This is a genomic window from Polyangiaceae bacterium (assembly GCA_020633205.1).
Classification (GTDB): domain Bacteria; phylum Myxococcota_A; class Polyangia; order Polyangiales; family Polyangiaceae; genus JAHBVY01.
In genome coordinates this window covers 628,441-641,880 of sequence record JACKEB010000014.1, presented here as the reverse complement: position 1 = coordinate 641,880, position 13,440 = coordinate 628,441, and the positions used below count along the sequence as shown (strand labels likewise).

Genomic DNA, 13,440 nt, shown 5'->3' with positions numbered 1-13,440 from the left:
AACCGCGGTTTCCCTAGAAGCGCAGGCGATAGCGCAACGACGCGCTGCTCGGGCCAGCGGCGACGTCGATCTGATTCGACGAGTCGTGGGAGAGCCACAAGTAGGTCCCGCCAATCAGACCGACCCCACCGACCACCCAGGAGATCCATGAGATGGTCGCGAACTGCTTGCCATCCTCAATCAGCGAATCCCCTTCGGCGTCGCAGCGCTGGTTGGGACAGTGGTCGTCCGCCTGATCGCGTTTCGAGTGCGCCATGCTTGCCGTGACCGCGCCAGCGACCACGCCAAGCACGCCAATGCCACCTACGACGATTGCAAGCGTCGGAGGCCCTGCTTCATTGGCCCCCGTATCCCCAGGGATTCGCCCCGGGGCAGAAGATCCTGCTGGCGGAGCCCCATTGGGCGTAGGCTCGACGGACTTGGGCAGCGGTGCGGGCAGTGTCAGGGTCAGCTCCTGCGCTCCGCGTTCGGAGATCTCGAGCTCGGCCTCGGTTCGTCCACCGTCTTCGGCGATCACGACGATGCGGTGCTTCCCCGGATTCACCGGGATCGCGACGCCGAGGCTTGCCTTGGACACCGCCTCACCATCCCGTTCGACCCGCGTGGATTCTGGGGCGCCGGGGGGGAGGAGCAATGTGAGGCGGGGTAAACGCGGCTCCAGCGCGGCAGCGCGTTGCTTCGCGATGGGAATGCGCTCGTCTCCTGGAGACATCGAAGCCGCTGCCTCGAGGAAATGAGCCCAGCTGCTCGCAAGCTCTCCTGCTTGCTCCTCGCAGAGGGCGAGGTTCAAGAGCGTCCCCGAAGCGTGCTTGAGCCGCAGGCTCGCCCGCAGCTTGGGGCAAGCTGCTTGGTAGTTGCCAGACTTCATGTCGTCACGCGCTGACTGGAAGAGCGCCGTCGCCTCTGCCGCTGGGTCGGCGCGACCGACGCTCGTTGTGAGCAGCAAGCCCGCGCACGTCGCGAGCACACTCATCACGCGAACTGGACTTGGCTGGTTGAATCGCATCAGTACTGGCGGTCGAAGGGATCGGCTTTGGGCGCTGGCGGCGGAAACGCCGCGCTCGGCGTGGCTTCAGCGGTAGCACGCCCCGTTGGCGAAGCGGTAGCTTTGGCAGCTGGCTTGACCGGGGTGGAGGCTGGTTTAGACGTTGCCACAACTGGCGGTTTCGGATGTGCAGGAGCCCTCGCCGCGGAAACGCTGGCCGCGGGCGCTGAGGCACTCGAGGCCGCAGTGGGGACTTCATCCGCTGAGCTCGGGACGGGACTGCTCGTGCTCGGGGGTGGCGGCTCAGGCCCCGTGGCGGACGCCGGCTCCGCGGGGAGGCCATCGCTCTGTTCGGCCGACGGCTGGGACGAAGGCACAGCACCGGAGTCGCTGCCGGGATAGCCAAACGCCAAGAAGAGCGCACCGCCGCACACCAGGGCCGCTACCGCTATCCAAGGCCAGCGCGCTCGAGCTTCTGGAGCTCCGCTGGGTTGAGTCTTGCTCAGGGTCGCACTCGCCAGCGTCTCGCTGGATGTCGGCGCACTGGCGGGCAACGTGAGTGATTGGTCCGTCGCGGGGACCAAGCTCATCGGCAGCGATACGTCTGGCTCGCTCTCGGCGAGCGCCGCGCGCAAGGCGTCCGCGAAGTCAGCCGCAGACGCAAAGCGGTCGGCCTTATCGAACTTCAAGGCTTGATCGATGACCTGGGCCAAGGCGGGAGGCACGCTGGAGTCCACGCTCAAGAGCTCCGGGGCCTCCCGCGTTGCCGCATGGATCAGCATCAGGTTCGCGTTCCGCGCCTCGTGCACGTAGCGCCCGGTGATCGCGAAGAAGAGCGTGGCGCCCAGCGCCCAGATATCCGTCCTCGATTCGACCTCCGGCCAGTTCGCCTCGGCTTGCTCCGGCGCCATGAACGCTGGCGTGCCCATGGCATTGCCGGTCAGCGTCACGCTGCCGGCGCCTTCCTCCACGAGCCGCGCAACGCCGAAGTCGAGGAGCTTCGTGCCGATGTGCTCCCCCGACTCGTCCTCGAGCAAGAAGATGTTGTCGGGCTTGATGTCCCGATGGACGACACCCTTGGCGTGCGCCGCTTCGAGCACCTCGAGGACGTCACACGCGATGCGCACCAGCTGACTGTAGTCGAGAGCAGGCGCGCGCCGAAGGCGGGTGTCCATCGACTCCCCGTCGAGCAGCTCCACGACCAGATAGGTCGCCTTGGAGATCGGATCGATGTCGTCGTCGAGGACGCGCAGCGCACCAGGGTGCTCGACGGTGTTGGCTACGTAGCCTTCCCTACGGAAGCGATCTCGCATCGCGAGCTGCATCGCGAGCTGCGGGTGCAGCACCTTGATCGCCGCGCGGCTCCGGTTCCGGTGGGTCGCCGCGTAGACCGCTGCCATACCACCCACGCCGAGCAGCGCGTCCAGGTGCCACTTTTCGTTCAGCGTGGTACCGACGCGCTCGGTCGCGATACTGAGCATGGCAGGGTCGGTGTTCACGGAGACTTTGAGTATCGCCCGCCAACGCTCGGTCGACAGCCCGAGGCAGAGACCCAATGGAATACCAGCGGATACGCCGTATCCTACCTTCCCCCACATCCTATCAAACGAGCCATCCTCGTGAGATTGCGGATGGAAAAGTGACGCTCGCTGGTCGCTGTCGGAGCACCCGAGTGAGGGGTCCGTTTCCCCACAGTCTGAATCCAGCCTGATCTCTTCTTTAATACGCAACTCGGCCGGGGACTGACCGACCGCGCCTCACATATGCTGAGTGCGCGAGGTGACACAGCGTCGCCTTTCGCGCCCTTTCCGAGGAGCACGCCATGAGTGGCCCAATGACGTTTCAGGTGAACACGGGAAACCCCGATCTCGATCAGCAGACGCTGGCTCAGTACCAGCAGAGCTACGCCGCCCAGGGCATGCACATGGCGGCCCAGCCCCTGCCCGGCGGTGGCTTCCAAGTGACGGTGACGCCCGCAGGCGCCGCACCCGCGGCCAGTGCGCCAGCTTCGAACAAGGGCTTCGGCGCCACCATGCCGCTCGAGGCAGTGCCGGAGGCTCAGGCGATGCTGGCCGCAGCTCACGCAGCCCAGCAGAGCCAACAAGCTCCATCCGCACCCCCAGCGTCTCCCCAGGGATATGCTCAGCAGGCCCCCGCAGCTCCCGCTGCTCAATGGCAACAGCAGCCACAGGCAGCTCAAGGCTATGCACAGCAGGCGGCGCCCGCGCCATCGCCAGCATACGGTCAGCCACCGGCTGGCTACGGCCAAGCAGCAGGGCAAGCCGCGGGCGGCTACGGGCAAGCCGCGGGCGGCTACGCCCAAGCGGCAGGCGGCTACGGTCAAGCGGCAGGCGCGTACGGCGCAGCCATGGGCGGCGCAATGGCAAGCGCCGGTGCAATGGCAGGTGGCGCGATGGCAATGGGGGGTGGCGGCGGCTTCGCTCCGGCCGGTGCCCCGGGGCAACAGCAACAAGGCGGCATGGTCAATCAGCTCGCCCAAGCCGTGGGTGCCCCGGCTCTCGGCGTGCAGCGCTTGCAGTACCTGCGCAAGGTGTATGGGCTGCTCACGGCTTCTGCCTTCGTGGCGGTCGTCGTAGGCTTTGCGGCAGTGTCTCTTGGGCCAACTCAGACGATGACTTCGCCAGAAGGGAAAATCGTCCAGGTTCCGATGATCGTGGGCGCAATGCTCGCCAACCCCAACCTGCAATACATCGCCTTCGGCGCGTTGTTCGTGGGAACCATCGTCGCCAGCTGGTTCAGCAAGGTGAAGTACCTGAACATCGCCGCGCTCATGGGCGTCGCCGCGTTGATGGGTCTCGAGATGGCTCCGATGGTGTTCGTCGCGCAGTACTACGCCGGTATGGGGGAGACGATGAGCGCCGCGCCGGTGCGGGACGCGTTCCTGATGGTGCTCGCGGTGTTCTGCTCGATGACGGGCTATGTGTTCGTGTCGCGCAAGAACTTCTCCTGGCTCGGTAGCGTCGTCGCCATCGGCTTCGTCGTGGTGTTCATCGGCTGCATCATGGCGTTCTTCCTTGGTAGCGAGCCGTTCAGCCTCGCGATCGCCACCGCCGGTGCGATCCTCTCGACGCTGACGCTGCTCTACGTCACCTGGTACATCTTCCGAAAGAGCGAGATGGATGACGCAGTGGGTGACGCGCTCGCGCTCCTTGTGCAGCTCAGGAACCTGTTCATGTTCCTGCTGCGCATCTTCATGTCGAACCGCTGAGGCAGCGCTCCACAGCTCAACCGCCCGCTTGGCGCTGCCTCGCGGGCGGTTCGCTTTTTGTGCCTTTGCGCAGACGCATTGCGGCGGCGAGCGTGATGCATGAAAACTGCGGCATGGCGCAAGACAGCGACACCAAAGACAGCGACGACAGCAAGAGCGACAGCGACAAGAAGTCGCCGCCCAAGGAAACCAGCCATACGACGGAGCACGAAGTCTCGATTCGCGGCGCGCGTATCCCGTACACCGCCACCGCCGCGACGCTGATCTTGCGGGACGCCGAGGATGAGCCGCAGGCCAGTATTTTCCACGTGAGTTATCTGCGGGGGGAGGTGGCGGATGCTGCCGCGCGCCCTGTGACGTTCGCGTTCAACGGCGGCCCGGGCTCCTCAGCCATGTGGTTGCACCTGGGTTGCCTCGGGCCTCGCAGGCTCATGATGTCAGACGCCGCTGCTCCCCTCCCCCCACCCTACTCCATCGTGGACAACGAGCATTCGCTGCTCGACATCACCGATCTGGTGTTCGTCGATCCAGTGGGCACGGGCTACAGCCGCGCTCATGGCAAGACAAAGGCCAAGGAGTTCTACGAGATCAAGCGGGATGCATCGTCCTTGGCCGAGTTCATTCAAACTTGGCTGACGAAGCACAACCGCTGGACGTCGCCGAAGTTCTTGGCGGGGGAGAGTTACGGCACGACACGCGCCGCAGCCATTGCTGATGAACTGCTGCAAGCCGGGGTGGTGATGAACGGCAGCGTGATGATCAGCAACGCGATGCACCTCGGCACCTTGGTGTTCGAGACGGGGAACGACCTACCCCATGTGCTGTACTTGCCGAGCTACGCGGCGGTGGCGGCGTATCACGGCGCCGTCAAGCCGCCGGGCGGCGATCTCGAATCTTTCCTCAAGGAAGCACGAGCGTACGCCATCGGTGACTACGCGCGCGCCCTTTTACAGGGCAATCAGCTGCCCGCAGAGGAGCGCACCCAGGTCGCGCTGAAGCTCTCCTACTTCACCGGGCTCAGCGCCGCGTGGCTCGAGCGGGCGGATCTACGCATCGAGATCGGGCGCTTCACCAAGGAGCTGCTGCGTGAGCGCAGCCAGGTCATCGGGCGCCTCGATGCGCGCTACATCGGCACGGATCCCGATCACGTCGGAGAGCTACCGATGGAAGACCCGAGCTACATCCAGCCGCTCGGGCCGTACACCGCGACGGTGAATCAGTACCTGCGCCAAGAGCTCGGCTATCCAGACACGCGACGCTACGAGGCCATCAGCTTGAAGGTGAACGAGAGCTGGAGCTGGGCGGACGACAAGCGCATGGGCTACCCGAATACCGCGGAGCACTTGCGGCGCAGCATGTTGATGAACCCTCACCTCAAGGTGTTCTTCGCGAATGGCATGTACGATCTGGCGACGCCCTTCTTCGCTACGGAATACACCGCGTCTCACCTGGGGCGGGAGGAACACATCCGCGCAAACGTCTACCAGGCAACCTACCCCGCCGGGCACATGATGTACGTGCATCCGCCGTCGATGGAGCGCCTGCGAGACGACCTCGAACGCTTTTACCGCGCGGCAATTCCCGCCTAGTAGGGGGCGCCAGCGCTGTTCAAACGAACCAAGTCGCACCCCAGACCGTCAGGCCCAGGACGACCAAGCTGAGGATGCCGGGGCCGCCCTTTGCGCGACGGTCGAATGCGTAGCCCAGCAGCGCCAGCGGCCACACGCAGACACTGGCAGCGAGCCAAAAAGGCCACGCAAGACCCGGCCAGCGCCGCCCGTCGTAAACGATGAGCAGCGTGACGATCAGCCAGATCACGATTTGCACCGGCACTTCGATGACCGGGATCAAGAGCCCCAAGAGCGCGAACACCGGCGGCGTCACTGCCATGATCGTCCCTACGGGATCCGGCTCTGCGTCACTCAGGCTCACTCCTGGCGAGCATACACCAGCCGCGCCTTCCGAAGTGGCGTCGCGTCAGACGCCGAAGTCGATGTCCGGGCCGACAGGGACGATCCCCGTCGGATTGATGGTGCGATGGCTCCCGTAGTAGTGGCCCTTGATGTGATCGAGGTGCACAGTCTCGGCGACGCCGGGTAGCCCGTAGATCCGCCGCGTGAACGCCCAGAGGTTCGGGTAATCCACGATACGTCGACGGTTGCACTTGAAGTGCCCGACGTACACGGGGTCGAAGCGAAGCAACGTGGTGAACAGGCGAACATCGGCCTCGGTCAGCTGATTGCCCACGAGGTAGTCGTTGCCCCGGAGCATGTCCTCCAGGCGATCCAGTGCTGCAAACAGGCGCTCGACGGCGTGTTCGTAGACGCTCTGCTTGGTGGCAAAGCCCGCCTTGTAGACGCCGTTGTTCACGTCGTCGTAGACCCAGGCATTGACCGAATTAATTTCCGCGCGCAAATGCTCTGGGTAGAGATCCAGGTCGTTGCCGCCGAAGTCTGTGTTGAACATGCGGATGATCTCCGCGCTCTCGTTGTTCACGATCGACTTGGTCTGCTTGTCCCACAGGATCGGCACTGTCACGCGCCCCGAGTAGTCGGACTTGGCCAGCGTGTAGACCTCGTGCAGCCGCTGCTTCTGATTTTCGTGGTCCGGGTAGTCTGCGTTGAAGACCCAGCCCTCTTCGAGCATCAACCAGTGCACCGCGCTCACGTCGATGGACGCTTCGATTTGCTTGAGCTTGCGCACGATCAGCGTGCGGTGAGCCCAAGGGCACGCGTAGCTCACGTAGAGGTGGTAGCGCCCGGGCGAAAAGGGCCGCGCGTTTGGCCCGCTGCCAACTTGCTCACGGAAGCTCGAGTCGTGGCGCACGAAGTGCCCCCCGGTCTTCTCCGTGTCGTACCATTGGTCGTGCCACTCACCGTCGATCAAGAGTCCCATTCGCGTCTCCTAGATGCACCCTAGGCTGCATAGGAGGCGAGCGCACCTCTAGCCTGGTTGCGGAGAGGGAACAGTCTGTTCGCAGCCTATTTGCGCTCGTCTTTACCAGTGGTGCGGGCCGCAGGCGCGGTGGTTTGCGACGAGTCGTAGACCATCACGGCGTCTCGACCGGCTGCCTTGGCGGCGTACAGCGCGGCGTCTGCCGCGCGGAACAGGTCCACTGCAGATTTTCCGTGGGCCTCGGTACCGGCAACGCCCATCGACGCGGTGACTCTACCCAGCGTCTGACCTTCGTGGGTGATCTCGAGCTTGGCGATCTCTTTCCGAGTGGCTTCGGCGCGATCATACGCCGCCTGCACAGAGGCCTCCGGCATCACCACGACCAGCTCTTCCCCACCATAGCGACACACGACGTCCGTGGTGCGGAAGCTGCTCCGCAGCAGCTGACTCACACCCTTCAGCACTTGATCCGCCGCGGCATGTCCGAAGGTGTCGTTGTAGCGCTTGAAGTGATCCAGGTCGATCATCACGAGGCTCACTGGGCGCTCGGTACGCGCGGTTCGGGAGAGCTCGCGCTGAAGCGTTTCCTCAAGGTAGCGTCTGTTGTAGAGCCCAGTCAACGGGTCGCGAGTCGCCTGCAAGCGCAGCGTGTCGCGGAGCTTGAGGTTCGCGAGCGCCAGCGCGATGTGTTCACCTACGCTGACCACGATGCGTTCGCGGCTACGCAGCACGCTTGCGTGGAGGTGCCCATCTCCAGGTTGGTTGCGCATATGCAACACACCCAGCGCCTCACCCTGGGCCATCATCGGGATGCAGGTGTATTCGCTCTGGCTATGCAAATCCGCATGGCCACAGGCTGGCGCGAGGCGTAAGCCACCATAGCGATGGCTGCGGCTCCGACGTAGCGCCCAGCAGCCCTCACTACTGAACTGCTCCGCGAGTCCCGGCTCATCACCCCACTGGGCAACCAGCTGCACCTGTGTGCGGTCGGAGGCCATCACGTACACACCTCCGGGTTCGCGACGGAAGATGCGTCGGCAGTAGCCGCTCACGACGAAATAGAACTCGTCCGTCGTCACGCAGCTCTGAAGCAGATCACCCATCTCGGTGATCAACCCTTCCTCTTCAGCCCGCTCCTCCATTGCCGCGATGCTGCTCTGCAGCTCGGCGTTGTTGTTGCGTAGCTCTTCCTCGATCCATTTCCGCTCGGTAATATCTCGAGTCATCTGGACCGCGCCGGTGACCTCGCCGGACTCCGAACGCAGGGGGAAGCAGTCGATCACGACGTAGCTGCCTGCCTCGACGGGCGTGCGCAATACGAGCTCCGCCCCGTCCACGCGGGTGCCACGTAGCGCGTGCTGCAACGGTGTATCCAAAGGTAGCACGCTCTCCTCGGTCCCTGGCCGCACCAGCTCGAAGTTGTTGAACCAGTCCGGAGGGGCCTGAGTGGAGGGCAGCATGAACAGACGGCGCGCCGCCTGGTTTGCGTACACCAGCGCACCCGCAACGTCACACACGACCACTGCGTCGGGTAGCTGCTCCAACGTGGAGTGCAAAAGTCCGCTCTCCAAGCGCGCTTTGCTTAGGTCGACGACCGTGTGCGGTCCGATGCTGGCCGGGGGCTGAGAAAGGGCGAGTGCCATACCGCGGTGAACGGCGCTGAAGCAGCCGGCTTGAGCCCGGGAGGGAGGTCTCGTAGCTTTTCTGGTTTCTGACGCAGGGATCGCGCCAAGAGTCACCAGCTGGCTCTTTTTGGGGGGTGAGGGCGCGATGCATGAGCCGGAAGTGGCCGTTGCGGGAACTACCAACCGATGACCGTCGTTCAACTCAAGCGGAGCGCTCGCGCAGACCACCAAGGTGGTGCGCGGGTCCGTGCGCTGGCTGAACGACTGGATGACGCAGCACTCGTCAGCGCTATTCAACGGGGCGACCGCGCAGCGGCCGGAGAGCTCTTCGATCGGCACGCGCCGAGAGTACGTCGCGTGCTGGTTCGAGTGCTCGGCAGCGACCCCGATATCGCGGACCTCCTGCAAGAGGTCTTCGTTCACGCGCTGCGCGATCTGCCCAAGCTCAGTGACCCAAACGCCTTGGGAGGCTGGCTCAACGCGATCGCCGTAAACTTAGCACGCCGTACGATTCGCAAGCGCACGCGCTGGCGCTGGTTACGCCCCGCACCGCCAGAAGAGCTGAGCGCGGTGCCCGTCGATGGGCACGACGAGAACGGCAGCGAAGAGCTCGTCGCCGTCTATCGAATCCTCGGGGCAATGCATGCTGACGAACGCATCGCGTTCGCCTTGCGCTTCATCGAAGGCATGGAACTCAAAGAGGTCGCCGCTGCCTGCGATGTCTCCTTAGCCACCATCAAACGCCGCCTGGCACGTGCCGAGAGCTTCTTCAAGGAGCACGCGAAGGCAGACCCAGCGCTCCAAGAGCGCCTCGCCAAGAGCGAAGGGAGGCAAAAGTGACAGCACTCCGTCGCCTAGGCGAAGAGGTCGCGAGGCAGCAAGACACGCAAGGCGCAGGTCGGCCTGAGCTAGCCAACGCGGATCTCGAGCGCGCTCGCGAAAAATTCCTCAAGGAAACACAAGCCCCTACCCGTCGCACTCCGCGCGTTGTGTTGTTGGCCGCTGCAGCCTTTACGCTCGGTGCGCTCTTCTTCTTCCTGCGCACTCCAGAAAAGCAACTGAGCTGCGAAATCGTCAGCGCCGGGCGGGCGTGTCAGGTGGGTGAGTGGCTGCAGGCGAGCAGCCAAACACCACTGCGCTTCAGCGAGGGCACGACGGTGCTACTCGAGCCCGGCGCTCAAGCTCAACTCAAGGCGATGAACCAACACGGCGCGGACGTCACACTTCAGGACGGCAAGGCCGTAGTCAGCGTGAGTCACCTGACGGGCGCGCATTGGTCCTTTGCAGCAGGGCCCTTCGAGGTCGAAGTCACGGGCACGCGTTTCGATCTGGAATGGCACGATGCAGAGCAGCGGTTCTTGTTGGTGATGCAAGATGGGAGCGTGCTCGTCACCGGTCCAACGCTGGGCGACGGTCGTACGGTCGTGGCGGGTCAGCGCCTCGAGATTGATCTCGACGGCAACGCCGAGCTGGCTCCTCAAGACAGCGCCGCGCTGAACCGTACCGAGCCGCCTCCGACGCGAGTGGAGCAGACGGCGGATGTAGACGCTGGCCCGACCGGCAGCGCAGCGCCCAGTGCGTCGAGCGCGAAGCCCGGCGGCCCCAAGCTAGCGCCCGATGCTGGCGCGAATTTGACCTGGCAGGCGTTGGCGCGCCAAGGCGAGTACAAGCTGGCGGTGCAGACCGCGGAGCGAGACGGCATCGATGGTGTGCTCGGCTCCGCCTCAGGCGGAGACCTACTGCTGCTCGGAGACTCAGCCCGCTACGCTGGACGCGCGAATCTTGCGCGCCAAGCGTATCTCACTGCTCGCAGGCGCTTTCCCGGGACTTCTGCGGCGGCGATGGCGGCCTTTTCCCTCGGGCGCTTCGGTGGTGGAGACGCCCTCAGTTGGTTCCAACGGTACCTCGCGGAACAACCGACCGGCGCCCTCGCGAGAGAGGCGCTCGGTCGCGTTTTGGAGCTGCAAAACTCCGGGGGCGCGGATGCTGCAGCTCTGGGCACCGCGAGGAACTACCTGGCGCGGTATCCGTCGGGACCTCACGCGCCCCTTGCTCGGGCGATCGTCAATCGCGCCGCAGCCTTGGCGGACGCTGGGCCGACCGGAGACGGCGAAAAGGCTGCGCCAGCGCCTTCGAGTGGCTCCACGCCAGCCCCCACCCCATCGGCGACCGAGTAGTAGTAGGTTCGAAGAGCGTGAGGGGCGTACGCATCATTGTCGGGTTGCTTGGCCTAATGGGGCTTTGCGCTGGACTCACTCTGCCTGCCATCGATGCAGAGGCGGCGCCGGCCCCCGCTGCGGATGCGCCTCGCATCGCCCCGCGCATCTTGCTCGTGGTGGAAGGCGAGCCCGGTGCGTTGTTCCGCCGCCTGCAAGCGGAGCTGGAACAGCTCGGCTTCAATGTCCGCGCGGAACAGCAGGGCGGCACGAGTCTCGCGGAGCGAGCGGGTCGCGTTGGTGCCAATGCAGCGATCCGCGTGCCGCGAGCACGCAACGCGGTGGAAGTCTGGGTCGCTGATCCGGAGGGCGACGCCTCCGTCTTGAAGGAAGTGATCGTCACCCAGGAGCCGAAGAAGGGCGGCGCTGACGACGCGGTCATCGCGACCCGCGCGGTGGAGCTGCTGCGCGCGAGCTTCCTCGAAATCCACCTGGAGATGCCCGAGCCCGCGCCGGCGGAGCCTCCGCCAGCTGACCTGAGCGACGCTGGGGCCGGGAGTACGGGGGGCGCCGCTGAGGACGCTGGCCCCACCGACGTCGCGCCGAGTGCGAGCGCCCCTGCGCCTCAGGTGCCCCCAAGCGCCAAACCAGTCCCCGCGGCGACTCCTCGCGATTCCTCGCGGCAATTGCTGCCGCTCGACCACGGCAAGGAGCTCCGCCTCGTCGGAGTGGTTGCGGGCAGCGCGAGCCCCGGCGGAGTTCCGGCGGACGGCCACATCGGGCTCGGCTTGACGCTAGACTTCTCTCGGCACGTGGCGGCCACCGGCATGCTGCTGACACCCAGCCTGTTCAGTCAGCTGAGCGGGAGTGAAGGCTCCGCTTCGGTGCACATGAGCTTGGGCCTCCTCGAGCTCGCGTGGACCGGCGGCACCCGACTCGAGCCGGTGCTCGGAGCTGGGGCCGGCGTCGCTTGGCTGATCACCAGCGGCGATCCATCTGCCGGCTTCGAGGCCCAGTCCGACGCTGGTGTAGTCCCCGTCGGGTTGCTGCGCGCGGGCCTCGGGTGGCAACTGAGCGACACCTTGCGCGCCGCCCTGGATGGTCGAGTCGGCGCGACCGCGAGTCGCGTCCGCGTCCGCTTCGACTCCAGGGAGGTTGCAGAGTGGGGGCGGCCCCTGGTGCTCCTCTCCGCAGGGATCGAGGTACGCCTTGACTGATCGACAGCGACCGTTTGCCTTTGCGGCGCTTGCGTTGCTGACGTTGGTAGCGTGTCAGGACACGGATCTCGTCCCTTTGACCAAACTCGGCAGCGGAGGCGCCGGAGGGAACTCGAGCGGGGGCACCGCCGGGACCGCGGGCACCAGCGCGAGCGGAGCTGGGGGCGGCGTCAACGGAGGCGCCTCCGGTTCCGCAGGGAATGGACTTGGGGGCACGCTCGGGGGCGGCGCGGGCGGCACAGCAGGTCAGGCGAGCGGTGGAGCAGGTGGGAGCACCGCAGGCACTGGTGCGGCGGGCGGCGGCGGTACTGCAGCCAGCGGAGGCGCAGCGGGCAGCGGCGGTGTGGCGGGCAGCGGAGGCTCAGCAGGTAGCGGAGGAGCCGCAGGCAGCGCTGGTGCTGCAGGCAGCGCTGGAGCCGGCGGGGCGGGGGGCAGTGGTGGACTGGGCAGCGGTGGTCTGGGCGGTGCTGGTGGGCTCGTCGGGTACCAGCTCGGGGTGGTGGGCGGTGGACTCATCATGTCACTCGGCCAACCGGGAGCAGTGTTGTCAGGCCTGGAGACGGAAACCTGGAGCAACGGCACGAACACCTGCCAGCTGAACCTGACGGTGAGCAACGTGACCTTCACCTCGGGTTGCCCGACCTGCGACTGGGGCTACGACTTCGACCTGCTCAACGCCAACATCGTGAGCGGCGATTGCTCGCCCCTGAACTACACTGCTGGCGACCCCTCGAAGCGCCCGCGAGAGAGCTACGGCATCAAGCACCTCGACGCCCAGAACGCGGAGCTCTGGCGCTTCAACGGCTCCTCGTGGGCCAAGGTAGGCACCGTGTTTTTCGGCGGTGACCCGCTGGATGCGAGCGACTTCACCTGGAAGTGGCCCGACCCGTAGCTGGTTCCGCGCGGTAGTTTCGTCTCGAGCTACGTCGGCCCCCTCTGGGAGCACGACGGGTGCTTCCACGCTTCTTGCGCTGCACCCTCCCCCCCAAAAATGGACAAACCCTCAAACTTACCCGATTTTTCATCAATACTCGAGGTTCACTAGGCGGCCCCCGGTGAAATAAATTGGGTGCGATTTTCCACGAGATCGTGAGCCGTCTCCGCTGGGAGAGGGCACCTCTCTTTCAACCGACGACAACGTCAAGTCAGCAGACGGGATCCCTTCTCAACGGATCCTTTTCTCGTCCCCGGCGCTCGCGGCGAACGCTCCATCACTGCAGCGATGGGCGTTGATGTTCGTCTCGCTGACTGATCACTCACCTTCAGCGCTTGTTGCGGCTGGAGCGAATGCAGACGTGCGTCTTCTGTTTGGAGGGTCAATGAAACTTCGTTC

At 65.2% G+C, this 13,440-nt stretch carries 11 protein-coding genes; 6 read left to right on the top strand and 5 right to left on the bottom strand.

Annotation, left to right across the window (positions count from 1 at the left end; all coding sequences use genetic code 11):
* Positions 1-13: 13 nt before the first annotated feature.
* Entirely contained in the window at positions 14-1,006 is a 993-nt protein-coding gene (locus tag H6718_22800) for a hypothetical protein (GenBank protein ID MCB9588255.1), read from the bottom strand.
* Positions 1,006-2,484, bottom strand: coding sequence for a serine/threonine protein kinase (locus tag H6718_22795; protein ID MCB9588254.1), 1,479 nt, complete (start codon positions 2,482-2,484; stop codon positions 1,006-1,008). The genes H6718_22800 and H6718_22795 overlap by 1 nt, the downstream gene beginning before the upstream one ends.
* Before the next feature lie 323 nt (positions 2,485-2,807).
* Between H6718_22795 and H6718_22790 the strand changes: the two genes are divergently transcribed.
* Both H6718_22790 and H6718_22785 read left to right on the top strand, forming a co-directional pair.
* Positions 2,808-4,214: a US12 family protein gene (locus H6718_22790; protein MCB9588253.1), complete on the top strand. Its 1,407-nt coding sequence runs from the start codon at positions 2,808-2,810 to the stop codon at positions 4,212-4,214.
* Between the two features lie 113 nt (positions 4,215-4,327).
* On the top strand, positions 4,328-5,803 hold the full coding sequence (locus H6718_22785) for a peptidase S10 (protein ID MCB9588252.1): 1,476 nt from the start codon (positions 4,328-4,330) through the stop codon (positions 5,801-5,803).
* Between the two features lie 19 nt (positions 5,804-5,822).
* On the opposite strand, the gene H6718_22780 is transcribed toward H6718_22785, so the two are convergent.
* The 3 genes from H6718_22780 to H6718_22770 form a co-directional block, all read right to left on the bottom strand.
* Positions 5,823-6,146, bottom strand: a complete 324-nt coding sequence (locus H6718_22780) for a hypothetical protein (protein MCB9588251.1) — start codon at positions 6,144-6,146, stop codon at positions 5,823-5,825.
* Positions 6,147-6,191: 45 nt separating this feature from the next.
* Positions 6,192-7,109 (bottom strand): glutathione S-transferase family protein, encoded by a 918-nt coding sequence (locus tag H6718_22775; GenBank protein MCB9588250.1) that lies wholly within the window; start codon positions 7,107-7,109, stop codon positions 6,192-6,194.
* An 86-nt stretch (positions 7,110-7,195) separates the two neighbouring features.
* On the bottom strand, positions 7,196-8,752 hold the full coding sequence (locus tag H6718_22770; protein MCB9588249.1) for a diguanylate cyclase: 1,557 nt from the start codon (positions 8,750-8,752) through the stop codon (positions 7,196-7,198).
* A gap of 168 nt (positions 8,753-8,920) precedes the next feature.
* Here H6718_22770 and H6718_22765 point away from each other — a divergent pair, with 168 nt between their 5' ends.
* From H6718_22765 to H6718_22750, 4 genes are read left to right on the top strand one after another with little or no spacing between them, the layout of a single operon-like run.
* Positions 8,921-9,574: a sigma-70 family RNA polymerase sigma factor gene (locus H6718_22765; protein MCB9588248.1), complete on the top strand. Its 654-nt coding sequence runs from the start codon at positions 8,921-8,923 to the stop codon at positions 9,572-9,574.
* Positions 9,571-10,911 (top strand): FecR domain-containing protein, encoded by a 1,341-nt coding sequence (locus H6718_22760; protein MCB9588247.1) that lies wholly within the window; start codon positions 9,571-9,573, stop codon positions 10,909-10,911. The genes H6718_22765 and H6718_22760 overlap by 4 nt, the downstream gene beginning before the upstream one ends.
* Positions 10,912-10,928: 17 nt before the next feature.
* Positions 10,929-12,107 (top strand): hypothetical protein, encoded by a 1,179-nt coding sequence (locus H6718_22755; protein MCB9588246.1) that lies wholly within the window; start codon positions 10,929-10,931, stop codon positions 12,105-12,107.
* On the top strand, positions 12,100-12,999 hold the full coding sequence (locus H6718_22750; protein MCB9588245.1) for a hypothetical protein: 900 nt from the start codon (positions 12,100-12,102) through the stop codon (positions 12,997-12,999). The genes H6718_22755 and H6718_22750 overlap by 8 nt, the downstream gene beginning before the upstream one ends.
* The last annotated feature ends 441 nt before the right edge of the window (positions 13,000-13,440 follow it).

What these genes read in the sequence shown, in the direction of transcription:
- H6718_22775 (MCB9588250.1), bottom strand. Translation starts at nt 7,109, where the DNA reads ATGGGACTCTTGATCGACGGTGAGTGGCACGACCAATGGTACGACACG.
- H6718_22770 (MCB9588249.1), bottom strand. Translation starts at nt 8,752, where the DNA reads ATGGCACTCGCCCTTTCTCAGCCCCCGGCCAGCATCGGACCGCACACG.
- H6718_22765 (MCB9588248.1), top strand. Translation starts at nt 8,921, where the DNA reads ATGACCGTCGTTCAACTCAAGCGGAGCGCTCGCGCAGACCACCAAGGT.
- H6718_22790 (MCB9588253.1), top strand. Translation starts at nt 2,808, where the DNA reads ATGAGTGGCCCAATGACGTTTCAGGTGAACACGGGAAACCCCGATCTC.
- H6718_22800 (MCB9588255.1), bottom strand. Translation starts at nt 1,006, where the DNA reads ATGCGATTCAACCAGCCAAGTCCAGTTCGCGTGATGAGTGTGCTCGCG.
- H6718_22785 (MCB9588252.1), top strand. Translation starts at nt 4,328, where the DNA reads ATGGCGCAAGACAGCGACACCAAAGACAGCGACGACAGCAAGAGCGAC.